Annotated in this window: 22 protein-coding genes and 1 pseudogene; 12 read left to right on the top strand and 11 right to left on the bottom strand. The window is 55.3% G+C overall.

Annotated elements, in window-relative coordinates; translation table 11 throughout:
* The first annotated feature begins 1 nt into the window (after window position 1).
* Complete coding sequence (locus GBC03_17215) at window positions 2-1,198, top strand: L-talarate/galactarate dehydratase (protein QFS71818.1); 1,197 nt, start codon at window positions 2-4, stop codon at window positions 1,196-1,198.
* A 71-nt stretch (window positions 1,199-1,269) separates the two neighbouring features.
* Window positions 1,270-2,580 (top strand): MFS transporter, encoded by a 1,311-nt coding sequence (locus GBC03_17210; protein ID QFS71817.1) that lies wholly within the window; start codon window positions 1,270-1,272, stop codon window positions 2,578-2,580.
* Window positions 2,581-2,681: 101 nt separating this feature from the next.
* On the opposite strand, the gene GBC03_17205 is transcribed toward GBC03_17210, so the two are convergent.
* Window positions 2,682-3,299 (bottom strand): glutathione S-transferase, encoded by a 618-nt coding sequence (locus GBC03_17205; GenBank protein ID QFS71816.1) that lies wholly within the window; start codon window positions 3,297-3,299, stop codon window positions 2,682-2,684.
* Between the two features lie 402 nt (window positions 3,300-3,701).
* Here GBC03_17205 and GBC03_17200 point away from each other — a divergent pair, with 402 nt between their 5' ends.
* Window positions 3,702-5,243, top strand: a complete 1,542-nt coding sequence (locus tag GBC03_17200; GenBank protein QFS71815.1) for a PAS domain-containing protein — start codon at window positions 3,702-3,704, stop codon at window positions 5,241-5,243.
* Window positions 5,244-5,472: 229 nt separating this feature from the next.
* Complete coding sequence (ansP, locus tag GBC03_17195) at window positions 5,473-6,915, top strand: L-asparagine permease (protein QFS71814.1); 1,443 nt, start codon at window positions 5,473-5,475, stop codon at window positions 6,913-6,915.
* A gap of 175 nt (window positions 6,916-7,090) precedes the next feature.
* Here the strand turns inward: ansP and GBC03_17190 are convergent.
* Window positions 7,091-7,228: pseudogene (locus tag GBC03_17190) on the bottom strand (YncE family protein).
* A 112-nt stretch (window positions 7,229-7,340) separates the two neighbouring features.
* Complete coding sequence (locus GBC03_17185) at window positions 7,341-8,402, bottom strand: YncE family protein (GenBank protein QFS71813.1); 1,062 nt, start codon at window positions 8,400-8,402, stop codon at window positions 7,341-7,343.
* A gap of 264 nt (window positions 8,403-8,666) precedes the next feature.
* Between GBC03_17185 and GBC03_17180 the strand changes: the two genes are divergently transcribed.
* Window positions 8,667-10,787, top strand: coding sequence for a TonB-dependent siderophore receptor (locus GBC03_17180; protein ID QFS71812.1), 2,121 nt, complete (start codon window positions 8,667-8,669; stop codon window positions 10,785-10,787).
* A 56-nt stretch (window positions 10,788-10,843) separates the two neighbouring features.
* Here the strand turns inward: GBC03_17180 and GBC03_17175 are convergent, their stop codons facing one another.
* On the bottom strand, window positions 10,844-11,509 hold the full coding sequence (locus GBC03_17175) for a GntR family transcriptional regulator (GenBank protein QFS71811.1): 666 nt from the start codon (window positions 11,507-11,509) through the stop codon (window positions 10,844-10,846).
* A gap of 74 nt (window positions 11,510-11,583) precedes the next feature.
* On the opposite strand from GBC03_17175, the gene GBC03_17170 reads away from it, so the two are divergent.
* Complete coding sequence (locus GBC03_17170; GenBank protein ID QFS71810.1) at window positions 11,584-11,841, top strand: hypothetical protein; 258 nt, start codon at window positions 11,584-11,586, stop codon at window positions 11,839-11,841.
* Window positions 11,842-11,996: 155 nt separating this feature from the next.
* On the opposite strand, the gene GBC03_17165 is transcribed toward GBC03_17170, so the two are convergent.
* Together GBC03_17165 and GBC03_17160 are read right to left on the bottom strand one after the other, a co-directional pair.
* Window positions 11,997-13,034: a zinc-binding dehydrogenase gene (locus tag GBC03_17165; protein QFS71809.1), complete on the bottom strand. Its 1,038-nt coding sequence runs from the start codon at window positions 13,032-13,034 to the stop codon at window positions 11,997-11,999.
* A 57-nt stretch (window positions 13,035-13,091) separates the two neighbouring features.
* Complete coding sequence (locus GBC03_17160; protein ID QFS71808.1) at window positions 13,092-13,667, bottom strand: helix-turn-helix domain-containing protein; 576 nt, start codon at window positions 13,665-13,667, stop codon at window positions 13,092-13,094.
* Between the two features lie 37 nt (window positions 13,668-13,704).
* On the opposite strand from GBC03_17160, the gene GBC03_17155 reads away from it, so the two are divergent.
* Together GBC03_17155 and GBC03_17150 are read left to right on the top strand one after the other, a co-directional pair.
* Window positions 13,705-14,223, top strand: coding sequence for an L-methionine sulfoximine/L-methionine sulfone acetyltransferase (locus tag GBC03_17155; GenBank protein ID QFS71807.1), 519 nt, complete (start codon window positions 13,705-13,707; stop codon window positions 14,221-14,223).
* A complete protein-coding gene (locus GBC03_17150) occupies window positions 14,220-14,669 on the top strand; it encodes an EamA-like transporter family protein (protein QFS71806.1) in 450 nt (149 codons plus the stop codon). The genes GBC03_17155 and GBC03_17150 overlap by 4 nt, the downstream gene beginning before the upstream one ends.
* Here GBC03_17150 and GBC03_17145 read toward each other — a convergent pair whose 3' ends face one another.
* Both GBC03_17145 and GBC03_17140 read right to left on the bottom strand, forming a co-directional pair.
* The gene (locus GBC03_17145) at window positions 14,670-14,903 is read right to left on the bottom strand and encodes a DUF2526 family protein (protein QFS71805.1); all 234 of its coding nucleotides are present in this window, start codon (window positions 14,901-14,903) and stop codon (window positions 14,670-14,672) included. It abuts the gene before it with no gap.
* 9 nt (window positions 14,904-14,912) lie between these two features.
* The gene (locus GBC03_17140) at window positions 14,913-16,511 is read right to left on the bottom strand and encodes an ABC transporter substrate-binding protein (GenBank protein ID QFS71804.1); all 1,599 of its coding nucleotides are present in this window, start codon (window positions 16,509-16,511) and stop codon (window positions 14,913-14,915) included.
* 259 nt (window positions 16,512-16,770) lie between these two features.
* Between GBC03_17140 and GBC03_17135 the strand changes: the two genes are divergently transcribed.
* From GBC03_17135 to GBC03_17125, 3 genes are read left to right on the top strand one after another with little or no spacing between them, the layout of a single operon-like run.
* Window positions 16,771-18,081 carry a ssrAB-activated protein gene (locus GBC03_17135; protein QFS71803.1) on the top strand — a complete coding sequence of 437 codons (1,311 nt, stop codon included), beginning with the start codon at window positions 16,771-16,773 and terminating at the stop codon, window positions 18,079-18,081.
* Between the two features lie 4 nt (window positions 18,082-18,085).
* Entirely contained in the window at window positions 18,086-21,067 is a 2,982-nt protein-coding gene (locus GBC03_17130; protein QFS71802.1) for a virulence factor SrfB, read from the top strand.
* Window positions 21,064-23,214 (top strand): virulence effector SrfC, encoded by a 2,151-nt coding sequence (locus GBC03_17125; GenBank protein QFS71801.1) that lies wholly within the window; start codon window positions 21,064-21,066, stop codon window positions 23,212-23,214. The genes GBC03_17130 and GBC03_17125 overlap by 4 nt, the downstream gene beginning before the upstream one ends.
* Before the next feature lie 33 nt (window positions 23,215-23,247).
* On the opposite strand, the gene GBC03_17120 is transcribed toward GBC03_17125, so the two are convergent.
* A complete protein-coding gene (locus GBC03_17120; protein ID QFS71800.1) occupies window positions 23,248-23,421 on the bottom strand; it encodes a GhoT/OrtT family toxin in 174 nt (57 codons plus the stop codon).
* Window positions 23,422-23,614: 193 nt separating this feature from the next.
* On the opposite strand from GBC03_17120, the gene yncL reads away from it, so the two are divergent.
* Window positions 23,615-23,710 (top strand): stress response membrane protein YncL, encoded by a 96-nt coding sequence (gene yncL / locus GBC03_17115; protein ID QFS71799.1) that lies wholly within the window; start codon window positions 23,615-23,617, stop codon window positions 23,708-23,710.
* A 122-nt stretch (window positions 23,711-23,832) separates the two neighbouring features.
* Here yncL and GBC03_17110 read toward each other — a convergent pair whose 3' ends face one another.
* Both GBC03_17110 and patD read right to left on the bottom strand, forming a co-directional pair.
* Window positions 23,833-24,144 carry a hypothetical protein gene (locus GBC03_17110; protein QFS71798.1) on the bottom strand — a complete coding sequence of 104 codons (312 nt, stop codon included), beginning with the start codon at window positions 24,142-24,144 and terminating at the stop codon, window positions 23,833-23,835.
* A gap of 128 nt (window positions 24,145-24,272) precedes the next feature.
* Window positions 24,273-25,697 carry an aminobutyraldehyde dehydrogenase gene (patD, locus tag GBC03_17105; GenBank protein ID QFS71797.1) on the bottom strand — a complete coding sequence of 475 codons (1,425 nt, stop codon included), beginning with the start codon at window positions 25,695-25,697 and terminating at the stop codon, window positions 24,273-24,275.

The raw sequence follows: 25,697 nt of genomic DNA, 5'->3' as shown, positions 1-25,697 counted from the left end.
CATGTCCTTAAGCGCGAATTCTGACGCCGTAACCTATGCCAAAGCAGCCAACGCCAGAACGGCAGCGGAAACCGGCGATCGCATCGAGTGGGTGAAGCTGTCACTGGCATTTCTGCCGCTGGCGACCCCGGTGAGTGACGCCAAAGTGTTAACCGGTCGCCAGAAACCGCTGACCGAAGTGGCGATCATCATTGCCGAGATCCGCAGTCGCGATGGATTTGAAGGCGTCGGCTTCAGCTATTCAAAACGAGCCGGTGGTCAGGGCATTTACGCTCATGCCAAAGAAATCGCCGACAACCTGCTGGGTGAAGATCCGAATGACATCGATAAGATCTACACCAAGCTGCTGTGGGCAGGCGCATCCGTTGGCCGCAGCGGAATGGCGGTTCAGGCCATCTCCCCTATCGATATCGCCCTCTGGGACATGAAAGCCAAGCGTGCTGGCCTGCCGCTGGCTAAACTGCTGGGCGCGCACCGGGATTCCGTGCAGTGCTACAACACCTCCGGCGGTTTCCTGCATACCCCGCTCGATCAGGTACTGAAAAATGTCGTGATTTCACGCGAAAACGGCATCGGCGGGATCAAACTGAAAGTTGGGCAACCCAACTGTGCCGAGGATATCCGCCGCTTAACCGCCGTTCGCGAAGCGCTGGGCGATGACTTCCCGTTGATGGTCGATGCCAACCAACAGTGGGATCGTGAAACGGCGATCCGCATGGGGCGCAAAATGGAACAGTTCAATCTTATCTGGATTGAAGAGCCGCTGGACGCCTACGATGTTGAAGGTCACGCTCAGCTTGCCGCCGCGCTGGATACGCCCATCGCCACCGGTGAAATGCTCACCAGCTTCCGCGAGCACGAACAGCTGATTCTGGGGAACGCCAGCGACTTCGTCCAGCCAGACGCTCCTCGCGTTGGCGGTATTTCACCGTTCCTGAAGATTATGGATCTGGCCGCGAAGCACGGGCGTAAGCTTGCGCCGCATTTTGCCATGGAAGTTCACCTGCATTTGTCCGCCGCCTACCCGCTGGAGCCGTGGCTGGAGCATTTCGAGTGGCTGAACCCGCTGTTCAACGAACAGCTTGAACTGCGCGACGGTCGCATGTGGATCTCCGATCGCCACGGTCTGGGCTTCACCCTGAGCGAGCAGGCTCGCCGCTGGACCCAATTAAGCTGTGAATTTGGCAAACGCCCCTGATGACACTGGCGGGAATCATTCCCGCCCTCTTACCTTACAGAACGCTTTCTGCCCTTATCGAGGAGTAGAGAATGAGCACAATGATAAAGCGCACCAAAGTGCGTTACAGCATTCTTATATTTTTATTTCTTGCCACTGTATTTAATTATGCCGACCGGGCAACGTTATCCGTCGTCGCGCCGATTATGAGTAAGGAATTAGGCTTTGACCCGGAAGCAATGGGACTGGCTTTTTCTTCTTTTGGTATTGCCTATGTGATAATGCAATTACCCGGTGGCTGGTTATTAGACCGCTACGGCTCGCGTCTGGTATATGGCTGTGCGCTGATCGGTTGGTCGCTGGTGACCATGTTTCAGGGCACCATCTATCTGTACGCCAGCCCGCTGATTGTCCTGATTATTCTGCGTTTACTGATGGGCGCAATCGAAGCGCCTGCCTTCCCGGCAAACAGTCGCTTAAGCGTACAGTGGTTCCCGAATAATGAGCGAGGTTTTGTCACCTCGGTTTATCAGGCAGCACAGTATATCTCGCTGGGGATTATTACCCCGCTGATGACTATTATTCTGCATAACCTGAGCTGGCATTTTGTCTTTTATTACATCGGTGCGATTGGCGTTATTCTCGGCGTCTTCTGGTTAATTAAAATCAAAGATCCGATGCACCATCCCAAAGTGAATCAACAGGAGATTGACTATATCCGCGAGGGTGGCGGTGAACCGATGCTTGGCAGTAAAAAGGAGTCGCAGAAGGTCTCGTTCGCCCAGATCAAAAGCGTCTGCGTCAACCGGATGATGATCGGTGTCTACATCGGGCAGTTTTGCGTCACCTCTATCACCTGGTTCTTCCTGACCTGGTTCCCAACCTACCTGTACCAGGCCAAGGGGATGTCGATACTGAAAGTGGGTTTTGTCGCCAGTATCCCGGCGATTGCCGGATTTATCGGCGGCCTGCTCGGTGGCGTCTTCTCCGACTGGTTGCTCAAACGCGGCTACAGCCTCACCATCGCGCGTAAACTGCCGGTGATTTGCGGCATGCTGCTCTCCTGCGTGATTGTTATCGCTAACTACACCTCTTCGGAGTTCGTGGTCATTGCTGCGATGAGCCTGGCCTTTTTCGCCAAAGGGTTTGGCAACCTCGGCTGGTGCGTCCTTAGCGATACGTCGCCGAAAGAGATGTTGGGCATCGCGGGGGGGGTCTTCAATATGTGCGGCAACATGGCAAGTATCGTCACTCCGCTGGTGATCGGCGTAATTCTGGCCAATACCCAGTCGTTTGACTTCGCCATTCTGTACGTCGGCTCAATGGGGCTCATTGGCCTTATTTCCTACCTGTTTATTGTTGGACCGTTGGATCGCATTACGCTAACCCCGTCTGCTGCCTGATAGTCCCTATGGCGAAGACTTCGCCCCGCTGTTCCGGGATTGCACTCCTCGGAACAGCGTTTTTTTATTGCGCTTTCACCCGCTGCCAGTGTCACCTTCTCTCAGATGATCTCGTTGTTTTTCAGCACCTGGCGTAATTCTGCCCGCTGACACACGGCGTCCGCTATCGCGCTGATATTCGGCGTATTGTCCTGAAACCAGTCATGACCTGGCCCCCAGGTGCGCATCACGCACAGATAACAATCAAGCAGGGTTAACTGCTCGCCGAAGGCATACGGTTCGGCGCTCAGTTGGTCGTTCAGCCAGAGGTAGAGTGATTTACGGTATTCAATACAGTTCTTTTTCAACTGTGCGGGCGCATCAGGAACCCAGCGTTCCGGATAGTCAGCGTAGGTATATGTCGGATAGATATTAGCCACCAGCCAGATTAACAGGCGCTGAAACTGCTGGCGCTCTGTACTTCCAACGGGCGGAGCCAGATCGGGGCGACGATCGAGTACCATCAGCGCGATGGCTGCCGTTTCGGTCATCACCTCACCATTTTCAAGCGTCAGCGTCGGTACCTGGCACAGCGGATTGATTTTTTTCAGCAGATCGCGCTGCGGCCCTTCACTATCAAAACCGCTGATATCAATAAAACGATACGGAATGTCCGCCAGCGTAAGCATTAATTCGCCGATCGCTGACCCCCACCCTGGCGCCCCGTAAACCTTAATCATACTGCCTCCTGCAGGTTAAAACTCTAAGTGTAGAGTAACCTGCATTTCTGGCATGGCTTTCTGAACGTTCCTGCCAACCGCTCCCTACAAAAATTAATAGGTCAGTAAAACGAATGATCTTAACCGCAATTGAACGACCCTATTTTCTTTTTGGCATCGTTTTATTGGTTAGATTTTACTTAAGAGAACACCCTGTACTTTTCAGGTTGCGCAGTTGTATTTATTTTTCATTTTACTGACATCTCATTTTAATTAAAGCGTGTAAATTTCATTTTAAATACTTTCGTCATTCTTATGTTTAGTAGAGAATGCAGCATTCTAAATACATCAATCTCTATTATCCGTCTGCCCGAGCTGACGGATTTTTGTGTTTATTCCGCACAGTATCACCAGGAGTCTTTCATGAGAAGTAACATTCCCGTTACACAGAAAGAGTTTTTACTTAACGAGAAAGCGACGCTCTTATCTACAACGAATACGCAAAGCCATATTACCTATGCGAATTCAGCGTTTATCGACGCCAGTGGATTTGGCGAAAATCAACTGATGGGCGAACCGCATAATATCATTCGTCATCCGGATATGCCGCCTGCCGCCTTTGCTGATATGTGGTTTACCCTGCAACAGGGCGACAGCTGGACCGGCATGGTCAAGAATCGTCGTCACAATGGTGACCATTACTGGGTTCGCGCCAACGTTACCCCCGTCTGGCATAACGAACAGTTAACCGGATACATCTCGGTACGCACTGTTCCTGCGCGTCAGGAAATTGAGCAAAGTGAGCAGCTTTATCAAAAGATAAATAATAACAATTTCAAGGGCCATCGATTATTTAAGGGCATTATTATTCGCCGTGGCATCCTGGCCTTTTTATCCGCGTTTAAATGGTTATCCATCCGTCAACGTGTCAATTATGCTATTGGTGCCAGTCTGTTTCTCGCCTTGGCTATTATTTTCTTAGCGATCAATCCGCTTATTCAGGCAGGCGCGTTTACCCTCTTATTTCTGCTGCTGGCTATTTACCTTAAGTATCAAATTTGTCATCCGGTTAAACAGATCCTGTCGCAGATGCAGAAAGTGGTCGCCGGGCGAAAACCCGACAGCATTCATTTAGATCGCGTCGATGAACTGGGGATGATGATGCGTCTGGTTAATCAGGCCGGATTAAATCTGAATTCACTGGTAGACGATGTCAGTACCCAAATTGCCGGTATTCAGGAGATCAGTACCCGCGTCAGTCAGGAAGGCTCAGCGCTGCATAAGCGCTCCGAAGAGACCTCGGCCAACCTGCAACAAACCGCGGCCGCGATTGAAGAGATAGGCAGCGCGGTGCAGCAAACGGCAGATACCGCCGCACAAACGATGACGATGGCGGACAGAACCAGCGCTAACGCCAGCGAAGGGGGCGACTTCATGAAGCAGACGATCGGCATGATGCAGTCGATTTCCCGCGATAACGGGCAGATCGTCGATATCATTGGCGTGATCGACAGTATTGCTTTCCAGACCAATATCCTCGCGCTTAACGCGGCGGTTGAAGCCGCCCGCGCCGGAGAATCCGGACGCGGATTTGCGGTCGTTGCCGCTGAAGTACGGAATCTGGCGCAGCACTCCGCGTCGGCCGCCAAAGAGATTGCGTCGCTGATTGAGAAGAACGTCGCCAACGTAAACGCCGGGGTGAGCATGGTTGAGCAGACGGAAACCCATCTGACCGGGATGATCGACGACGTGTTCCAGATGTCGACCATGATTAAAGAAATTGGCCTTGCGACGCGCGAACAGACGCAGGCGCTGGAACTGATTAACGATTCTATCTCCCGCATTGGCACCATGACCGATAACAATGCCGCGATGGTGGAAAGCGTCAGGGACGCCGCTGGCAATCTTTCCGGGCGCTCCTCACGCCTGCAACAGGCGGTACACGTCTTCGGCACCTCCGCCTGATCTTCCCTCCCGCTCTGCCTGTTCAGAGCGGGTTCTCACTTCAGTTCTGGTTGATTATTACGCAATCTGACCATTCGGAATGGACTATTTTGCACCGTTTATTATTTGCAGGTAGGATGCTCCGCCGGTGGTGTTATCCCTACCCAGAATGACGGGAAGCACCCCCTGCGTCGCAGCAGGTGGTTGCGACGAAAAGTTCGACTTATCAGACAGGTAAACAGGTAACGTAATGAATACACAAGAGACAACGGTGTCGGAGCAGCACGCGGCGAAACGACGCTGGTTGAATGCCCATGAAGAGGGTTATCACAAAGCGATGGGCAACCGTCAGGTTCAGATGATCGCCATCGGCGGCGCCATTGGAACCGGGTTATTTTTGGGGGCTGGCGCACGCCTGCAGATGGCGGGTCCGGCGCTGGCGCTGGTCTATCTGGTCTGCGGGATCTTCTCGTTCTTTATTCTGCGCGCGCTGGGCGAACTGGTTTTACACCGCCCTTCCAGCGGCAGTTTCGTCTCATACGCCCGTGAATTTCTCGGCGAGAAAGCCGCCTACGTCGCAGGATGGATGTACTTCATCAACTGGGCAATGACCGGCATTGTCGATATCACCGCCGTCGCGCTGTATATGCACTACTGGGGCGCGTTTGGTGACGTTCCGCAATGGGTCTTTGCGCTCGGCGCGCTGGCTATTGTGGGGACCATGAACATGATCGGCGTGAAGTGGTTTGCCGAAATGGAGTTCTGGTTTGCACTGGTCAAAGTACTGGCCATTGTCCTCTTTCTGGTGGTCGGGACGATTTTCCTCGGCTCGGGTAAACCGCTGGACGGTAATGCCACCGGCTTTCATCTGATTACCGATAACGGCGGGTTCTTCCCCCACGGCCTGCTGCCAGCGCTGGTGCTGGTGCAAGGGGTGGTCTTTGCCTTTGCTTCTATCGAACTGGTGGGAACCGCCGCTGGCGAGTGTAAAGATCCGCAGACGATGGTGCCAAAAGCCATCAACAGCGTGATCTGGCGTATCGGCCTGTTCTACGTCGGGTCCGTGGTGCTGCTGGTTCTGCTGCTGCCATGGAACGCCTACCAGGCGGGACAAAGCCCGTTTGTGACCTTCTTTTCGAAGCTCGGCGTTCCTTACATTGGCAGTATGATGAACATCGTCGTACTGACTGCCGCCCTCTCCAGCCTGAACTCCGGTCTTTATTGCACCGGACGCATTTTGCGCTCAATGGCGATGGGCGGCTCAGCCCCAAAATTCATGAGTAAGATGAGCCGTCAGCATGTGCCCTATGCGGGGATTCTGGCGACGCTGGTGGTGTATGTTGTCGGGGTTTTTCTCAACTATCTGGTCCCGTCACAGGTCTTCGAAATCGTGTTGAACTTTGCGTCGCTGGGGATCATCGCCTCGTGGGGCTTTATCGTGGTTTGCCAGTTGCGCTTGCGTCAGGCCATCAAAGAAGGGAAAGCCGCCGACGTCAGCTTCAGGCTGCCTGGCGCGCCGTATACCTCGTGGTTAACGCTGCTGTTTCTGTTGAGCGTTCTGGTGCTGATGGCGTTCGATTATCCGAACGGAACCTGGACCATTGCTTCTCTGCCGCTGATTGCCATCCTGCTGGTCGCCGGCTGGTACGGCGTGCGTAAACGCGTGGCGGAAATACACCGCACCGCGCCATAAATAATAAGGCCTGCACTTTCGGGCAGGCCTTATCAGATTGCACCTTGATGTATCTGCCGGGTGACGGCTTCGCCTTACCCGGCCTACGACACCCCTCAGGCGTAGGCCTGATAAGCGAAGCGCCATCAGGCGGTAGTCTTAGCGCCGGTGCCCGACATTACCGCCCTCTGGCGTCTTACAGGGCGATGCGAATCACATCATCCGGTTCAGAGGCTTCTTTCTCGCGAGTGGATTTCTGTTTCACGCTCACGTACAACGTTTTGCCATCGGCTGACAGCGCCAGGCTGTTCGGGAAGGTTGGCGTATTTCATGTATCTGCCGGGTGACGGCTTCGCCTTACCCGGCCTACGACACTCCTCAGGCGTAGGCCTGATAAGCGAAGCGCCATCAGGCGGTAGTCTTAGACATTACCGCCCTCTGGCGTCTTACAGGGCGATGCGAATCACATCATCCGGTTCAGTGGCTTCTTTCTCGCGAGTGGATTTCTGTTTCACGCTCACGTACAGCGTTTTGCCATCAGCTGACAGCGCCAGACTGTTCGGGAAGGTCGGCGTATCAAACGTTTTCACGACTTTGTAGCTCTTCGCATCAATCACGCTCACTTTACCCGCCTGACGGTGCGTCACATAGACTTCATTGCGCGTCGGGTTAAACAACACAGCCAGCGATTCCGGCGCGGCGATTTTCGCCAGCACGTTGCCGTTACGGGTATCAACGACCAGCACTTCGGCCGCTTTTGAGTCGGTAACAAATGCGCGATGACCGGTGGTATCGAGACTCAGGTTAATAAAGAAGTGCTCTTTACCGTCATCCAGCAGTTTTTTACGGCTGAGGATTTTGTTGGTGGCGGTATCGATGGTAATGAATTCGCCATCGGCATTAGTGGTGTACAGACGTTTCGCCTGGCTATCGATCGCCAGACCGGTGCTCATCTTACCGGTATTCTGGATAGTCTCTTTCAGCGCAATTTTTTCGCCATCAACTACCCAAATCACGCTCACTTTGCCAAGACCGCTGATATAAACCGTGTTGGTAGCTTCATCGGCAACCAGTTCACGCGGCTGCAGCGGACGCACGTCTTCTGAGCGCTTACGGGCATCGAGGACCAGTCGCCCTTTCACTTCACTCGTTTTCGCATCAATGGCCGTCACCGCGCTGTTCACCGTGTTGCCGAACCACAGCGTCTGGGTCGCATTGTTAATGGTGGCGCCAAACGGCTTGAGATCGTTATGGATGGCCTGCGTGACTTCCAGCGTCACCGGGTCAAGACGATAAACGATGCCGCCTTTGTCCAGCTTGCGGCTCTGCGAGGTAGCCAGCCACAGCGCGTTTTCCTGCTGGCTGTAAGCCATTTCGTAGGCACCTTTGCCCACGCCTTTACGCAGCATTTCTTCTGCGGCCTGGGCGCTGAATGACGAAGCAACCAGCAGCGAACCTAACAGCAATGAACTCCGCAGGCGCGGTGAAAACAGATGACGAAAATGCATGACGACTCCCTTTGATAAATCGCTATTTTTGCTGCTTCACATCGCTTCAACGAGCAACATCATGGTATTGCTCTTTTTTATAGATGGGAATGGTAATCATTATTCGTGTGAATGTGGAGCATTTATTCGCATTCTGGCTACAATCTTCTTAATTTCTCCATCAATTATTAACGCATCGTGCCGTTAAAATTTTCATATTTTTACAAATCCATTAACATAGAACTTACATACCGCTGGGTACGTTCAATTTAACTGGCCTTTTTCATGAAGATTATTTCCGCACGACATACCGCAGTTCCCGCACTTTTTCTCCCGCTCGTGTTCTCATCGCCAGTGATGGCTGATGACTCGACCGATGCCCAGACGATGATCGTTAGCGCGTCACCCCAGGCGATATCAGAGCTGGATACGCCAGCAGCCGTCAGCGTCGTTGACGGCGATGAGATGCGTCTGGCAGCGCCGCGCATCAACCTGTCAGAATCGCTGACCCGCGTGCCGGGACTTCAGGTACAAAACCGGCAAAACTATGCGCAGGATTTGCAGATTTCACTACGTGGATTCGGCTCCCGTTCCACCTATGGCATTCGCGGCATCCGTCTGTATGTGGACGGTATTCCCGCCACCATGCCGGACGGTCAAGGGCAGACCTCGAACATTGACCTCAGCAGCGTGCAGAACGTTGAGGTGCTGCGCGGCCCCTTCTCAGCGCTGTACGGCAATGCCTCCGGTGGCGTGATGAATGTCACCACCCAAACCGGTCAGCAGCCGCCGACAATAGAAGCGAGCAGCTATTACGGCAGTTTCGGTAGCTGGCGTTATGGGCTGAAAGCCACGGGCGCGATGGGTGATGGCACCCAGCCAGGCGACGTGGATTACACGGTCTCCACCACCCGTTTCACCACCCATGGCTATCGTGACCGCAGCGGCGCGCAGAAAAATCTGGCGAACGCAAAACTGGGCGTACGCCTCGATGACGACAGTAAACTGAGCCTGATTTTTAACAGTGTCGACATCAAAGCCGACGATCCGGGTGGCCTCAGCGAAACGGAATGGCGGGAAGATCCGCGGCAATCCCCTCGCGCTGAGCAATACAACACGCGCAAAACCATCAAACAGACCCAGGCCGGATTGCGCTATGAGCGCCAGTTCAGCGCGCGGGATGACATGAGCGTCATGATGTACGCCGGAGAGCGCGAAACCACGCAGTACCAGTCCATTCCCATCACGCCCCAGCTTCGCCCCTCTCATGCAGGCGGCGTGATCGCTCTGCAACGTCATTATCAGGGCATCGACAGCCGCTGGACGCATCGTGGTGAACTGGGTGTCCCCGTGACCTTCACCACCGGTTTGAACTACGAGAACATGAGTGAAAACCGTAAAGGCTATAACAACTATCGCCTGAGTAACGGTGTGCCGGAGTACGGACAAAAAGGCAGTCTGCGCCGCGATGAACGCAACCTGATGTGGAACGTGGATCCTTATCTGCAAACCCAGTGGCAGTTGACCGACAAACTCTCGCTGGATGCCGGCGTGCGCTACAGTTCAGTGTGGTTCGATTCCAACGATCGTTACGTCACGCCGGGTAATGGCGATGACAGCGGTGAGGCCAGCTACCATCAGTGGCTGCCAGCCGGCTCGTTAAAATACGCCTTAACCGATGGGTGGAACGTCTATCTCGCCGCAGGCCGTGGCTTCGAAACGCCGACCATCAATGAGCTTTCCTATCGCGCTGACGGACAAAGCGGGATGAATTTTGCGCTCAAACCCTCAACCAACGATACGGTGGAAATCGGGAGTAAAACCCGGATCGGTGACGGGTTGCTGACGGCGGCGCTCTTCCAGACCGATACCGATGATGAACTGGTGGTCGATTCCAGCAGCGGAGGACGCACGACCTATAAAAATGCCGGTAAAACGCGCCGCCAGGGCGCGGAACTCGCCTGGGATCAACGCGTTGCCGGAGACTGGCGGTTCATCGCGTCGTGGACCTGGCTGGATGCCACCTATCGCAGTAACGTGTGTAGCGACCAGAACTGTAACGGTAACCGGATGCCCGGCATCGCGCGGAACATGGGGTTCGCCTCGCTGGGATACGTTCCTGATGAAGGCTGGTATGCGGGTGCCGATGCACGCTATATGGGCGATATCATGGCCGATGATGAAAATACCGCGAAAGCGCCGTCTTATACCGTCGTCGGCCTGAATACCGGGTATAAATTTAACGTCAGCCGTCTGACGGTAGATGTATTTGGTCGCGTCGATAACCTGTTCGACAAAGAGTATGTCGGCTCGGTCATCGTGAATGAATCGAATGGCCGCTACTACGAACCTGCGCCAGGGCGAAACTATGGCGTTGGCGTCAACCTGGCCTGGCATTTTGAGTAAGGCTGATTATTAATGCCGCACGAGCGGGGATTTTCCCCGCTATATTTTAGCTATGCTTAATAACTATATTGCTGTTTAATTACCACTACATTTTTATGTATCAGGTCAATTAAACAATGACGGCTGGCGTCTTTATTTCCGGTCGCCATCACGCGTAGCAATTCCTGATAATGTCCGACGTTGTGCTGATAGGCTTCCTGCTTTGCCATATCATAAAGAAAATGCAGGCTCGGCCCCATGCGCACCCAAAGCTGTTCGATCATTTCGACAAGCGTAGGCATATTGGCAAACTGGTAAATTTTGAAGCGCAAGGCCCGGTTTGCCAACAGCCGGTCTTCTATCGTACCGCTCTCGTGAGCCTGCTGATAGTCCGCCAGAAGCGCATGCAGAATGCCCATTCGTTCCGGCGTGGCCTCGCCCGTCGCCGCCATCACCGCCATACCTTCCAGTTCACAGCGGATGTGAACGATCTCGCTAAACCTCGTCATTGTGATATCCGGAACCATGAACGCCTGTGCGGGCGCGATAGCCAATGCGCTTGAGGAGACCAGCCGTAGCAGCGCTTCCCGGACCGGGGTGATGCTGATCCCCAACTCCTGTGCGATATTTTTGGTGATAAGCCTGGCACCCGGACGTAAAGCACCAATGCTTAATTTGTCTTTTAGTCCTCTTTCAACTTGTGTAGTCAGACTTAAATGTTGCGTTTTTTCCATACCAGGCATTCTATTTCTTCACCTCATAACATAACCAATCGCAATTAAGCTAAATCGCCTAATTGATATAAATATCGCCTGGTATGAAAAATGTAAAACGTAAACAACAAGTAATTTACCCACGTTATTTTAACTGCCCCGACAGATTATTCGTCGGTTACGCGGTGATATATACCCGTCATACTTCAAGTTGCAGATGCGTTGGCTGCGCTCGTTCACCCCAGTCACTTACTCGAGTAAGCTCCCGGAGATTAATGAGAGACATCCTGTCTCTCACCGAAGGCCAGCCTGCGGCTGGTCAAATTCGTTCCCGACGAATTTGTCACTCCCATGCCGCGTGACTCAGCCTTCGGCTTCGCCCCTTCGGGGCCAGCGCTAGCGCTGTTCAAAGCCCTTTGGGCTTTGTCCTGCAACTCGACTTATTAAGGGTATAATTAAAGCTGGAATTTAAAATTTTGCCTATTTTTTAATGGCGGCTTTCGCCGCCAGGTTCTGTTTACGCGTCGTCGGCCAGACGGATCACCACTTTGCCAAAGTTTTTACCGGTCAGCAGGCCGATAAAAGTCTCTGGCGCGTTCTCCAGTCCGTCAGTGACCTGCTCGCGGTAGTGGATTTTCCCCTCTTTCACCCAGCGCCCCATTTCCTGCTGAAATTCGTGAATGCGGTGTCCGTAGTCCTGACCGATGATAAACCCCTGCAGTCGGATCCGTTTCTTCAGCAGGGTCGCCATCAGCAGCGGCAGTCTGTCGGGACCCGCCGGCAAGTTTGTCGCGTTATAACCGCTAACCAGACCACAGAGTGGGATCCGCGCCGAGGTGTTCAGCAACGGCAGCACCGCGTCAAACACCTTCCCGCCCACATTTTCGTAATAGACATCAATACCTTGTGGGCAAGCTTTCGCCAGTTGTTCAGCAAAGTCGCTGGCATAGTGATCCAGACAGACATCGAAGCCCAGCACGTCAGTGGCATGGCGGCATTTTTCCGCACCGCCAGCAACGCCCACGACGCGACACCCCTTCAACTTGCCAATTTGCCCAACCGTTGCGCCGACAGGGCCGGTTGCGGCCGCCACGACCAGCGTCTCGCCCTCTTTCGGCTGACCGATGTCAAGCAATCCCATATAGGCGGTAAATCCGGGCATCCCCAGCACGCCGAGCGCCCACGACGGATTCTCGGGATGATCCCCAAGCTTCACCAGCCCCGTGCCGTCGGAGATATCATAATCCTGCCAGCCGCTGTAGCTCAGGACCCATTCGCCAGGTTTATAGTCAGGATGATTTGACGTCACTACACGACTGACGGTGCCACCAACCATCACACCACCAATCTCGACCGGCGGCGAGTATGACGGTTCATCGCTCATGCGTCCGCGCATATACGGGTCGAGCGACAGATAAATCGTGCGCAGTAAAATCTGACCTTCGCCAGGGGTGGCGACATCGTCTTCTTCCAGACGGAAATTTTCCGCCACCGGTGCGCCATGTGGCCGGGATGCTAACACCCAACGACGATTACGCTGTGTTTGTTGAGCCATGATGTTCTCCTCTGCTTTTGGCATGAATCCATCAATAGTAGCAGGCCGCCGCGGTCATTAACTCCCGGCCTGGTTTAAGCGCACAACGAGGTAAACGCAGGGTTGCGTCGTCTCATTGATAAAACGACAGTCATTTGGCGGCCCCAGCTCCAGGCAATCTCCCGCCTTCATCTCGTGACGCGTATCCCCTTCGACGAACACCAGTTCGCCCCGCTGCAGCCAGATCAGCTGCCGGGCCTGAACGTACGATGACGCTGGCATGGGGATATCGCTACCCGCTGGCAATTCAATTTGCACCAGATCGATAGGCAGATCGCTACGCGGCGACACATGGCGGCGCAGATAGTGACTCTGCGGATCGTGCCACACGGGCTGATCGGCGAAACGGGACAGTTTACCCTCCTGCATTTCGGCACGAGCAATCAGCATGGACATACTGATGCCAAACGCCCCGGAGAGCCTGCCGAGCAGCGTCGCCGTTGGACTGCTTTCGCCGCGTTCGATTTTGTGGATCATGGCGCGCGACACGCCCGCCCGTTCAGCCAGTTCGGTAAGCGACCAGCTGCGGGATTCTCGTTCAATGCGAATTCTTGCACCGATCCGTTGATTTATGCTGTCTTCAATAGTATTCATATCGTAATACTATAGTGAACAAGCTCCGAGGTTCAACATGTCTATTCGATTCGCCAGCAAAGAGGACTGCGCCGCCATCGCAGAGATTTATAACCATGCGGTGCTGCACACGGCCGCCATCTGGAACGATCAGACGGTCGATGCCGATAACCGCATTACATGGTATCAAGCGCGGCAGGCGCTAGGTTACCCGGTGCTGGTAAGCGTGGAAGGTGACGTTGTCACGGGTTACGCCTCGTTTGGTGACTGGCGCAACTTTGATGGCTTCCGCCATACCGTCGAACATTCGGTTTATGTCCATCCGGATCATCAGGGAAAAGGTCTGGGACGCCAGTTACTGAGCAGGCTGATTGATGAAGCCCGTCGCTGTGGTAAACATGTGATGGTCGCCGGTATCGAGTCGCAGAACCACGCCTCACTACACCTGCACGAGACGCTCGGGTTTAACACTACCGCGCAGATGCCGCAGGTAGGCACTAAATTTGGCCGCTGGCTGGATCTGACCTTTATGCAGTTACAGCTTGACGACCGCCTCGAACCGGACTCACGCGGATGAACCAGTCGCTCACCCTCGCCTTTCTTATCGCCGCCGGTATCGGTCTGGTGGTACAAAACACCCTGATGGTGCGGATTACACAGACCTCATCGACCATCCTGATCGCCATGCTGTTGAACTCGCTGGTCGGGATTGTGCTGTTTGTCAGCATTTTGTGGTTTAAACAGGGCGTGGCGGGATTTGGCGAACTGGTTTCCAGCGTGCGCTGGTGGACACTGATCCCCGGTCTGCTGGGCTCGTTTTTCGTTTTCGCCAGCATCAGCGGCTATCAACATGTTGGTGCGGCGACCACCATTGCGGTGCTGGTCGCCAGCCAGTTAATTGGCGGTCTCGTGCTGGATATTTTACGCAGTCACGGCGTTCCGCTCAGAGCCTTAATCGGCCCGGTCTGCGGCGCAGTGATGCTGGTGGTCGGCGCCTGGCTCGTCGCCAGACGCCAGTTCTGATCAGAGGATCGTGCCGCCTTTCGTGAGTTGTTCGCGGCGCGCTTCCATATCTTCCTTATGCTGACGACCGTGGTGCGCGATAGCCGTTCTTAATCGCTGCTGCTGCGTGTAGCGATCTTCACGGCTTAACTGCGCGTCCTCGCTCAGGGCAACCAGCAGTTCGTTCATATGGGTAATGACGCCCTCATCAATGGCGGCATCGACACGGGCGCTGACCTCATCCAGGTGCGACATAAAAACTCCTTAATTCAGTTTTGCTTTTGAAAAATCACTGCCCATCAGGCTGACGCTGTAACCGGTCACGTTACTGCGCGTGGCGTAGAATGTCTTGCCGTTTGCCAGCGCAATCCACGGCGCCTGCTGATAATAGATCTCCTGCGCCTGCTGGTAGAGCTTCACGCGCGCTTCCGGTTTGCTGGTCAGCTTCGCTTTCTGGACCAGTGAATCATACTCCTTATCACACCAGCGCGCGGCATTCGATCCGGTTTTGATGTTGTTGCAGCCCAGCAGTACATCGGCGAAGTTATCCGGGTCGCCGTTATCCGACATCCAGCCAAACAGCGCGCTGTCATGCTCGCCTTTACGCATGCCGGAAAGGTATTCGCCCCACTCGTAAGAGACGATCTTCGCCTTCACGCCCACTTTTGCCCAGTCGCTTTGAATCATCTCCGCAATGCGTCGTGAGTTGGGGTTATACGGACGCTGCACAGGCATCGACCAGAGCGTCACTTCAAACCCTTTCTCCTGCCCGGCCTGCTGCAACAGTGCTTTCGCTTTCTCCGGGTCGTAGGCGTAATCCTTCAGTTCCGGATTAAAACCCATCATATTTGGCGGGATCGGTGATTTTGCCACTTTCGCCGAACCGAGGAACACGGCCTTCACAATCGCCTGCTTATCGGTGGCGTAGTTCAGCGCCTGGCGCACCAGCACATTATCAAACGGCTTTTTCTCGGTGTTGAAGGCCAGATAGCCGACGTTCAGCGCCTCAACGGCATGTAGCGCCAGGTCTTTGTTTTTCTTGATTTCATCAAACTGTACCGGCGATGGCGCAGGGATAATCTGACATTCGTTGGTTTGCAGTTTCGCCATCCGCGTCTGGACGTTCGGCGTGATGGCGAAGATCAGATGCTTTGTCGGCACCTCGCCGTCCCAGTAATTCGGGTTCGCCAGATAGCGAATCTGCGAGTCCTGTTTGTACTGTTGCAGGACGTACGGACCGGTGCCAATCGGCCAGTTATCGACGTTTTCCGGCGTCCCTTTTTTCAGCATGGCATCGGCGTATTCCGCAGAAAGAATTGAGGCAAAATCCATTCCCCAGTCGGCAAGAAACGCGGCGTTAGGTTCACTGAGCACAAACTGCACGTGGTAATCGTCGACCTTTTTCACCTCTTTAATCAGCTTATCGAAGCCCACGTCGTTGAAATACTCATAGCTGCCCTGCGACACATTGTGGTACGGATGTGTCGCGTCTTTCTGGCGTAATACCGAGAAAATGACGTCATCTGCGTTGAAATCGCGGGTCGGCTTGAAGAACTTGTTACTGTTGAACTTCACGCCCTGACGCAGCGTAAAGGTGTAGGTTTTACCATCTTCAGAGATAGTCCAGTCCGTCGCCAGCGACGGCACCGGCGTGTTTTTTACCGGGTCGAAATTGATCAGGCGGTTGTACAGCACCTGTGAACTGGCGACAAACGACGGGCCAGAACTGGCAATTTGCGGGTTAAAGGATTCTGGCGAGGCTTCCGAGCAATAGACAAGGGTGTCGTTATTTGCCGCCAGCGCGGCACCCGTTGGTAACACGGTACTGAGCGCCAGCGCGAGCAGCGTTTTCCCTGTGGACATGATATGAACCTTCTTCGTTATTATTGAGGGGGTTATAGGAGCATAGATTAAGACAACTGAAAAATAACAAATCTGTCTCAGGTTATGCGAATCCACGCATTTTTGTTGGATCTTTCACCACAGAATTTCTGTTAAGTCTTTTCGAAAACGTCAACGCATCTATGCCCTGAAAATTCACCCCTTTTTGCCTCTCTTCCACCGTTTGCCTGGGCCACGAATCCGTAAAGTAGATGCGTGAAAAAGTCTTAGGGTCCTTATCGTGGCAAAAACACTCTTGCGCAGCGGCAATCTGGATGATTATCAGGCCGTCGGCGGTGGCGGCCAGGCCGTCTTTGATTCAGCATTACAAATTCGTGAAACGCTCCGTCTGCGTAAGCAGCAGGCGATGGTGGATTGTCTCGCCATTCCACAAGTCAACGACAGCGGCGATCGGGTTGACTGGTATTCCCCCGTTGAAGGGGTATCCATCGCGTGGAAAGCCGCCGATGAAGAGGCGCGCTTTCGCGCCCTGCGCTATCTCTGTGCTACGCTGGAAAGCGCCGCATCGCTGAGCCGCAAAAGCCTGCAGTCCGGGAAAACATCACTACAACTGTTTGGTTCGCTGCTGGAAAAGGCCGTCCAGTTTCCAGGCGAAAATCACGTCTTCCTGGTGGATGGCAAACCGGTCATTACCTTCTGGGGATTTATCAATCTCAATGCGAACATCCGCGAGGATGTGCTGGAATGCCTGCGTACTCAGGAAGAACCTGAACCGGAAATTCACATTGAGCCAGAACCGGTCGAAGAGGCGGTTCCTGAGGTGACATTTGCCCAGGCGGACGAACCGCTGCTCTCCACGCCTGTCGTCCCGGTCAGCGAGCCAGAACCGGTTAGTGTGCCGCAGCCGGTTCCTGTGGTCACAGAAGAAAAAGTGACGCCAGTCCCGGTCAAACCGTCACGTCGCCTGCCGCTGTGGAGCCTGCCCGTCGCCGCGTTGATTGTCGCCGCCATTGCCGCTCCGCTACTGTGGAAATCACAGACGCCAGCCATCGCGACGGAAGTGGTCAATGTACCGCCGCCACCGCCGCCGGAACGGAAACCTCTGCCGACGCTTACCGCCGCGCTGCCGCTGCATCAGGCGGAAGTCATTGCACCGATGAAAAAAGAAAAACCTGCCGATGAGCCGGTGGTGATTACCGCGATTCCGAAAGACGCGTTGGTGATGGATGCGAACCAGATGAAGGCTGGCACCACGCGCTTTCTCAACGGTAACTGGCGCGTCATGGTGGATGTGAAAGATCCCGTCACCGGCAAAGCGCCGTCTCTGCGCTACCAGATCCAGAACAATAAAGGTACGGCGCGTGTGGTTCACGGCGACAACATCGTCTGCCGCGCGGATCTCTTCTCGGGGCTGCATCAGAGTGGGGAATTAATGATTAAGAGTCGTAGCAATGCGCGCTGCACCGACGGTTCACGCTATCCGATGCCGGAGATCACCTGTAAAGCCGGGGCCAATGATGTCGCCACCTGTACCGCCCGCTTTGATGCGAAAGCAGCGATTCCGTTGACGTTCAAAAAGATAGGTGCCTGATTTTATGCTGGTGAATCTGTGTGATTACAAACAGAGCGTCACGCTCATCGCAAACAGCGGCGTTCAGTTTCTCGACTTTGGGCTGACGCCGCAGGAATCTGCGCATCATGGTCGTTTCGTGCGTAAAACGGCCAATGGCCCCCTGCTGCGACTGGATTACGATCTGGCAAACGATCGCTATACCCTGCCTGCGCGCGCAGGCTCGCAGCCGGAAGTGGTGAAACCGGAAAGTACGCAAACGCTGCATTATTCCCTGGATGTCCTCGACGGCATCTGGCTGCCGCTGCCGTTCCTGCGCTTTAATCCGCCGCGCACCTTCGTTGAAGGGCCTGACAACTGGGCGCGCGTTCAGGTACGCAAACTTGCCGAACCCGACAGCGCGGGCAATACCCACCGCGTCACCCTCGCGCTCGATAGCCAGTTAAGCGAGAATGCGCCCGCCGCGCTCGCGCCCGGCGAAAACGATCTGCTGAACGGCACCCGTTTTGCCCTGGCCTGGCGCGACGATGAAATAGCGGATTTTCTCGATCAGACCTGGATTGACGGCTGGCTGCGCGAGGCGTTTCTCAACCACGTCAGCCAGCAGGAAAACCGTACTGAACAGGCTATCAGCCTGGCACTGCGCAACTTTGAGTATCAGGCGCACTGGCTGAACCTGCTGGCGCTACTGGGGGAACAGCTCGCCGTACCGGAAGTCAAACTGGTGACCCACACCCTCAGTACCCCGGCGATCCCGGTCGATTTGATTCTGGATGTCGGTAACACCCATACCTGCGGTGTATTGATTGAAGATCATGGCGACGCCAATGACGGACTGCGTCAGACGGCGGAACTGCAGGTTCGATCGCTGAGCGAACCGCAGTATCTCAACGATCCGCTGTTCACCAGTCGTCTTGAATTTTCAGAAGCCCGCTTTGGCAAACAGCATTTCTCCGTTGAAAGCGGACGTGAAGATGCCTTCATCTGGCCGTCGATTGTGCGGGTCGGTGACGAAGCGCGTAAGCTGGCAATGCAGCGCACGGGAACGGACGGTAACAGCGGTATTTCCAGCCCGCGCCGCTATCTGTGGGATGAAACGCCGGTGCTGCATGACTGGCGCTTCAGCCAGATGAACAGTAAAACGCAACGCGAACCGTTAGCCACCGCCTTTCCGCTGATGAACCTGATGAACGATGACGGTCAGCCGCTCTATTCACTGCCCCAGGATGACCGCCTGCCGGTGTTTTCGCCCCAGTACAGCCGCAGTACGCTGATGACCCATATGCTGTGCGAGATCCTCGCCCAGGCGCTGGGACAAATCAACAGCGTCGCAACCCGTCTGCGTCTGGGCTTTCCGGCATCGCCGCGTCAACTGCGCTCGCTGATCCTCACGCTCCCGTCGGCGATGCCCAAGCAGGAACGCGAAATTTTCCGTCTGCGCATGTTCGAAGCGATAGCCATTGTCTGGAAAGCAATGGGCTGGCACCCGCAGGACGAGGATTTCAGCACGCGTAAACAGCAGGAAAAAAGTGTGGTTCCGGTCCCTGAAATTCAGATGGAGTGGGACGAAGCCAGTTGCGGTCAGTTAGTCTGGCTGTACAACGAAGCCATTTCCCACTATGCCGGTCGCAGCGAAGCATTCTTCAACGCCCTTGCCCGCCCGGATCGTCTGCCGGAACCCGGAGAGACGAAAGGCCGGGCGTTGCGCGTGGCCTCGATTGATATCGGCGGCGGCACCACCGACATGGCGATTGTCCACTATCAACTGGACGATGGCGTCGGCGCCAATGTGAAAATCACGCCGCATCTGCTGTTCCGCGAAGGTTTCAAGGTCGCGGGCGATGACATGCTGTTGGACATTATCCAGAAATGCATTTTGCCCGCCCTGCAAACCCGACTGCAGCAGGCGGGAGTCACCGATGCCGCCGCCCTGCTCGCCACGCTGTTTGGCGATTCCGGACGCATCGATACCCAGGCCGTTTTACGGCAACAGACGGCGCTACAACTCTTTATGCCACTCGGTCACGCGGTGCTCTCTGCGTGGGAAAAGAGCGACATCAACGATCCGCTGGCCGGACTGCACGCCACCTTTGGCGATCTGCTGAACCATCGTCCGACCCGCAACGTACTGAACTACATTCAGCAGGCGATCGACCACGCGCTGCCGTCAGGTTCGCCGACGTTTGATCTCTTTAGCGTTCCGTTGCAGGTACAGTTCAGCCAGTTGCAGGAGGCGATGCTGGCAGGTCAGTTTACCCTGACCTCTCCGCTGCATGCGGTCTGTGAAGCCATTTCGCATTATTGCTGTGATGTTCTGCTGGTCACCGGCAGACCGACCTGTATCCCGGCGGTTCAGGCGCTGATCCGTCATCTGCAGCCGGTCCCGGTCAACCGCATGGTGTGGATGGACAACTACCGCGTCCATGAGTGGTATCCGTTCAGTCAGCAGGGGCGCATTGGCAATCCGAAATCCACCGCCGCCGTGGGGGCGATGCTGTGCAGCCTGGCGCTGGATCTGCGCCTGCCGCGCTTTAACTTTAAAGCCGCTGATATTGGTGCCTACTCAACCGTGCGCTACCTCGGGGTGCTCGACAATACGGTGAACACGCTGCGTGAGGAAAACGTCTGGTATCAGGATATTGATCTCGATAAACCCGGCGCGAAACTCGACACCCGCCTGCACTTCCCGCTGCGCGGCAACGTTACGCTCGGTTTCCGCCAACTGGCGAACAGTCGCTGGCCCGCAACGCCGCTGTATACGCTGAGCATTAACTCTGCCGATCTGGCGAAGAATATCGCCGGCGACGGTGTGTTAAATGTGCGTCTGCAACTGCGCGGCGGCAACAAAGAGAGCGGCCCCGAGTCGTTTATATTGAGTGATGCCTGGCTACAGGACGGCACGGCCGTGGCGGCGAATGCCCTGACCTTAAAATTGAATACCCTGGCCGATCGCCGACACAGCGGCAGCCATTACTGGATTGACAGCGGGAGCGTGTACCTGAAATGAGCAAGATGTTGAATACCACTCAGGCCGCGATTGCGTGGGTTAACCGCACCCGTCAGCACGCCATGACGCTGGATGATGAAGCAGATGCCCTGCTGGCACAACTCAACGGCGCAGCCGCCACGGAATCCGCCCTCAATGCCGCCCGACATGAGCGCGCCAGCATTGGGCTTTACGGCTATTCGCAGGCGGCGAAAGCGCATCTCCTTGCCGCGCTGTGCAACAGCGACAACGGTAAGGTCAATGTCATTACGCCGGATCGCAGCTTCGACTATTTCAGTCATCTCAACCCCGGACACGCGCCAACCAACATGGCACTGCGCTTCACGCGCCAGGTTAACCTGTCCGACGACGAGTGGCCGCTGCGCCTGCGACTGGTAACGGAAGCTGAACTGGTGCAGATCTTCATCGCCCAGGCCTGTGCCCAACCAGCGTACCGGCAGGTGGAAAAAGCGATTATCGAATCGCGCATCGAGAAGTGGCAGTCGCTACGTCAGTTACATCCCGTTCAGGGCGTGACGGCGCAGGAAGTGGCGACCATTGCCCGCTTCTGGCAGCGTTGTCTCCCCGCATCGCAACAGCAGATTGATGACGCGCTGTGGCAGCAATTTGCCCTGCTGCTGCCGACGGTCGATCTCTCAACCCGCGCCAGCGCCTGGTCGCTGTTGTGGGGTGAGCAGCCGGAACTGACGCAGCAGTGGCTGGAACTGGCACAGGTCCTGCAGCAGACCGGTCATGCCAGCGAAGTCGCCGCGCCGCTGAGCCTGCTGGTCGATCAGTTTGGTTTACCCTCAGAAAGCTTTATCACTCAGGAATTTCTCGCCTCGCAGGAGGCGCAAAGCGATGTGGTCGTCCATCCCGTTGTGGATGAGAAGCGACTTAACGCCGTCAGTCTCGCCCAGTCGTCGTTGGCCCTGTTGACGCGCGAGCTGGTGCTGAGTGTGGAAGATAGCGTACTGGATGGCGTCGATCTGCTGGATATTCCGCTCGCGCCGCTCAACCACCCGCAACCGCTCTGGCAGGCTAAACTGGGCTGGTTGCTGGAGCATTACCGGCAGCAGCTTCAGCCCGATGTACTGGTTGTCTGTAATGCCACCGCCACCCGTACGCAGACGCCGTCTACGGCCAGAACGTTGCTCAACTGGGTGCACGACACGCAGCCGACGCGCGAAACCGCGATGCCTGGCGTGGTGTGGGCGATTACGCCGCAGGATGCGCGATTTACCACGCAGCAGAATCTGGACGAAGCGGTCCAGCATCTGATGGGAAAACCGGGCCAGCACTGGGGCACTCTGCAGGCGCTGGATAAACACAGTCTGCTGCGGTTGACTGAATGGCTGTCGCAAGCCACGTCAACGCCCCAGCGTCAGGCACGGCTGCAGGCGCTGAACGAGCAGCATCTACAGCATGTTCGTGAACTGATGCTGGCGCAACCAGCCGAAGCGCCCAGCGCGGAAGCGGTCGTCCGCCAGTTACAACAGCAGGCGGCGCATCACGGCGATCTGCTCGACGGCCTGTTACCGGCGGTACAACAATTTGAAACTCTGCTCCGTCGCCCGCAACCGCGCGAAGAACAGGTCAGCGGCTTGTTCAATGACGCCATTGACCTTTTCGCGGACGTCCGTGACGCGCCGCAACAGGCAGAGAACAAAGAGACGGGCTATCAGGCGCACCGCATGTGGCTCAACCACATTCGCCAGTGGAGTCGCGATGATGGTCAGGCGAAACGTTTAGGGTTGACGCCCGCTGCGCTGCGTCAGGTCGTCGACATTCTGGCGATCGCCAGCTACCGCCTGCAACTGCCGCAGCAGCTGCAACAGATATTGCAGCGTGAAGAGGTCTGCGCTGCCCAGTTGCACGCCTGTATCGCCAATTTTATTGCCTGGCTTGGCTATGCCGACGTGGCTGAGGCAGAACGCCCCGCCAGTCGGATCGTCAAAGGAACGGCAATTTTCAGCGCGGTCAAACGCCAGCCGATGGCGCGACTAACACAACTGGAAGAGCAACCGGTACACGCCGCCAGCCGCTATGTCTATGACTGGCTGGTTGCGCTGTATACGCGGGCAACGGAAAACAAAGGGTATCAGCATCCGCAGGATGTGACTGAAGCAGACCGAAAGGCGCTGTGCGCGTTGCTGACAACGGCCTGAGGTTCAGCCGGGATGGACACCGGCTGAGTCGACTCAAAACAGCGAAAACAACAGAGCGACAGGAAAACTCATTGGCCAGGTGGCCCCGACCAGAAAGGCACTCAGAAAGCGGATGCGTTTTTTATCATGCGAGAGGAACCAGGTGATCAGAAAGGCAATCGCGGCCATTACCGCATAGAACATCAACATTTTTTGGTACAAAGACATTTAAGGGCATCCGGCCAGAAGAATAAAACGCGCGCAATATGCTCCATTTTTTGATGCACATCAAGTTTTATCACTTTTGGTCAATCATTTTGCCGCTTTTTATGACCGCTTACGTTAAGTCCCTGGTTTGTACTATTGCGGATCGCGAGACAGCGAACTATATACAAAGGGGCACTAACACAGGGTGGCAAAAATGAATGTTTCCAGTAGAACCGTGGTGTTGATAAATCTCTTTGCTGCTGTTGGTCTTTTTGCTCTTATCTCATTGAGATTTGGCTGGTTTATCTAAATTTTGAGTGCTTGCGGCGCAGACGGGCAGAGAGGAAAATCCTCTCTGCCTTTGGTCGACGATCCTCTCACTTCCCCGCGATAGCGTAAATGATCCTTAATGTTTACTCATTCGGGATGACATCAGAGCGGCACCTTCTCGTTGACCTCAAACTGGAACACATACGGATCGGAAAGCAGCGCAAACTGTTCGTCATCAGGATAGGTCACCGCGACGTGATAATCTTCGCCGGCAAAAGCTTTAATTGCCGCCAGATTGTGCCAGTACGTGGCGAGGAAGAAGTGCTCCCATTCCCCTTGCCGCTCCCGGCGAACAAATGCCCCTGCATTCCCCTGAATGCTTTGGGAATGCTTAACGCCGGTCAATTCTAAATGTACTGCAAATCCATCGCCATGCTGCACGGGTACACAGCCATGCCACGTTCTAACAATCATACCCACTCCATTTAAATGCATTTTTTATGAATGACTATTCACCATACCATACTCTTTTGCCCCTGAGTATTGACAACAAAAAGCCCTGCACGGCGGCAGGGCTTACGGCTTATCACGGACATGGTCGGTCAGTGTTTCACCATGACGTGACGGATCACGGTGTAGTCCTCCAGTCCATACAGTGACATGTCTTTTCCATAACCAGACAGTTTCTGCCCGCCGTGCGGCATTTCGCTCACCAGCATGAAATGGGTATTAACCCAGGTGCAGCCGTATTGCAGACGCGCACTGACCCGGTGCGCGCGTCCGACATCACGCGTCCAGACCGATGAGGCGAGGCCATATTGCGAATCATTGGCCCATTCCAGCACCTGTTCTTCCTCCTCGAAGACCGTCACGCTGACCACCGGACCGAACACTTCTCGCTGGACGATCGCATCCTCCTGCTTAGCCCCTGCCAGCAGCGTCGGGGCAAAGTAGTAACCCGGCCCTTCGACTCTTTTCCCACCGGTGACCACGTTGATATGTCCCAGCGCTTTGGCATCTTCAACGGCTTTGGTGACGCGCTCCAGATGCGCCAGTGAGCTCAACGGACCCAGCTCAGTCGATTCGTCCTCCGGCGCGCCGGTCTTCAGGCTGGCCACTGCGGCACCGAGTTTCTCAACCAGCGCGTCGTAAACGCCCTTCTGCGCGTAAATGCGACAGGCGGCGGTACAGTCCTGACCGGCATTGTAGAAACCGAAGGTGCGCACCCCTTCCACCACCGCATCCACATCAGCGTCGTCGAACACAATCACCGGCGCTTTCCCCCCCAGTTCCATATGCGTGCGCTTAATCGACGGCGCCGTGTGGCTGATGATGTGCTCGCCGGTAGCAATCGAACCGGTTAAGGAGACCATGCGCACTTTCTTGTGCCCGGTCAGCGGATCGCCGACCGTTTTGCCTCTGCCAAACAGTACGTTGAGCACGCCCGGCGGGAAGATATCTTTGGCGTATTCCGCCAGTTTCAGCGCGGTCAGCGGTGTGATTTCCGACGGCTTGATCACCACGCAGTTACCGGCCGCCAGCGCGGGGGCCAGTTTCCACGCCGCCATCATCAGAGGATAGTTCCACGGCGCGATGGAGGCGACAACGCCGACCGGATCGCGACGAATCATCGAGGTATGACCTTCCAGATATTCCCCCGCAGCCAGACCGTTCAGACAACGCGCGGCACCGGCGAAAAAGCGAAATACATCGACAATCGCCGGGATCTCATCATTGAGCGCGCAACGCAGCGGCTTGCCGCAGTTGCGTGATTCCAGTTCGGCAAAGACCTGCGCATTCTGTTCAATAACGTCAGCCAGTTTCAGCAGCAGTTCACTGCGCGCTTTTGGGGTCGTCTGTCCCCATTCGCTAAACGCACGATCGGCGGCGAGAACGGCCGCATCCACCTGAGCGGGAGATGCTTCTGCAATTTCCAGCAGCACCTCGCCGGTGGCGGGGTTATAGACGGGCTGTTTCTCACCTTCACCATTGACCAGCTCGCCGTTAATCAGTAATTGATGTTGCAT

Source organism: Citrobacter telavivensis (assembly GCA_009363175.1).
Lineage (GTDB): Bacteria > Pseudomonadota > Gammaproteobacteria > Enterobacterales > Enterobacteriaceae > Citrobacter_A > Citrobacter_A telavivensis.
This window is presented reverse-complemented; position numbering and strand designations above follow the sequence as displayed.

What these genes read in the sequence shown, in the direction of transcription:
- GBC03_17120 (QFS71800.1), bottom strand. Translation starts at nt 23,421, where the DNA reads ATGTCTTTGTACCAAAAAATGTTGATGTTCTATGCGGTAATGGCCGCG.
- GBC03_17175 (QFS71811.1), bottom strand. Translation starts at nt 11,509, where the DNA reads ATGCCTGGTATGGAAAAAACGCAACATTTAAGTCTGACTACACAAGTT.
- GBC03_17165 (QFS71809.1), bottom strand. Translation starts at nt 13,034, where the DNA reads ATGGCTCAACAAACACAGCGTAATCGTCGTTGGGTGTTAGCATCCCGG.
- GBC03_17110 (QFS71798.1), bottom strand. Translation starts at nt 24,144, where the DNA reads ATGATTGTTAGAACGTGGCATGGCTGTGTACCCGTGCAGCATGGCGAT.
- patD (QFS71797.1), bottom strand. Translation starts at nt 25,697, where the DNA reads ATGCAACATCAATTACTGATTAACGGCGAGCTGGTCAATGGTGAAGGT.
- GBC03_17125 (QFS71801.1), top strand. Translation starts at nt 21,064, where the DNA reads ATGAGCAAGATGTTGAATACCACTCAGGCCGCGATTGCGTGGGTTAAC.
- GBC03_17145 (QFS71805.1), bottom strand. Translation starts at nt 14,903, where the DNA reads ATGTCGCACCTGGATGAGGTCAGCGCCCGTGTCGATGCCGCCATTGAT.
- ansP (QFS71814.1), top strand. Translation starts at nt 5,473, where the DNA reads ATGAATACACAAGAGACAACGGTGTCGGAGCAGCACGCGGCGAAACGA.
- GBC03_17200 (QFS71815.1), top strand. Translation starts at nt 3,702, where the DNA reads ATGAGAAGTAACATTCCCGTTACACAGAAAGAGTTTTTACTTAACGAG.
- GBC03_17180 (QFS71812.1), top strand. Translation starts at nt 8,667, where the DNA reads ATGAAGATTATTTCCGCACGACATACCGCAGTTCCCGCACTTTTTCTC.
- yncL (QFS71799.1), top strand. Translation starts at nt 23,615, where the DNA reads ATGAATGTTTCCAGTAGAACCGTGGTGTTGATAAATCTCTTTGCTGCT.
- GBC03_17140 (QFS71804.1), bottom strand. Translation starts at nt 16,511, where the DNA reads ATGTCCACAGGGAAAACGCTGCTCGCGCTGGCGCTCAGTACCGTGTTA.
- GBC03_17130 (QFS71802.1), top strand. Translation starts at nt 18,086, where the DNA reads ATGCTGGTGAATCTGTGTGATTACAAACAGAGCGTCACGCTCATCGCA.
- GBC03_17210 (QFS71817.1), top strand. Translation starts at nt 1,270, where the DNA reads ATGAGCACAATGATAAAGCGCACCAAAGTGCGTTACAGCATTCTTATA.
- GBC03_17215 (QFS71818.1), top strand. Translation starts at nt 2, where the DNA reads ATGTCCTTAAGCGCGAATTCTGACGCCGTAACCTATGCCAAAGCAGCC.
- GBC03_17170 (QFS71810.1), top strand. Translation starts at nt 11,584, where the DNA reads ATGAAAAATGTAAAACGTAAACAACAAGTAATTTACCCACGTTATTTT.
- GBC03_17185 (QFS71813.1), bottom strand. Translation starts at nt 8,402, where the DNA reads ATGCATTTTCGTCATCTGTTTTCACCGCGCCTGCGGAGTTCATTGCTG.
- GBC03_17150 (QFS71806.1), top strand. Translation starts at nt 14,220, where the DNA reads ATGAACCAGTCGCTCACCCTCGCCTTTCTTATCGCCGCCGGTATCGGT.
- GBC03_17155 (QFS71807.1), top strand. Translation starts at nt 13,705, where the DNA reads ATGTCTATTCGATTCGCCAGCAAAGAGGACTGCGCCGCCATCGCAGAG.
- GBC03_17205 (QFS71816.1), bottom strand. Translation starts at nt 3,299, where the DNA reads ATGATTAAGGTTTACGGGGCGCCAGGGTGGGGGTCAGCGATCGGCGAA.
- GBC03_17160 (QFS71808.1), bottom strand. Translation starts at nt 13,667, where the DNA reads ATGAATACTATTGAAGACAGCATAAATCAACGGATCGGTGCAAGAATT.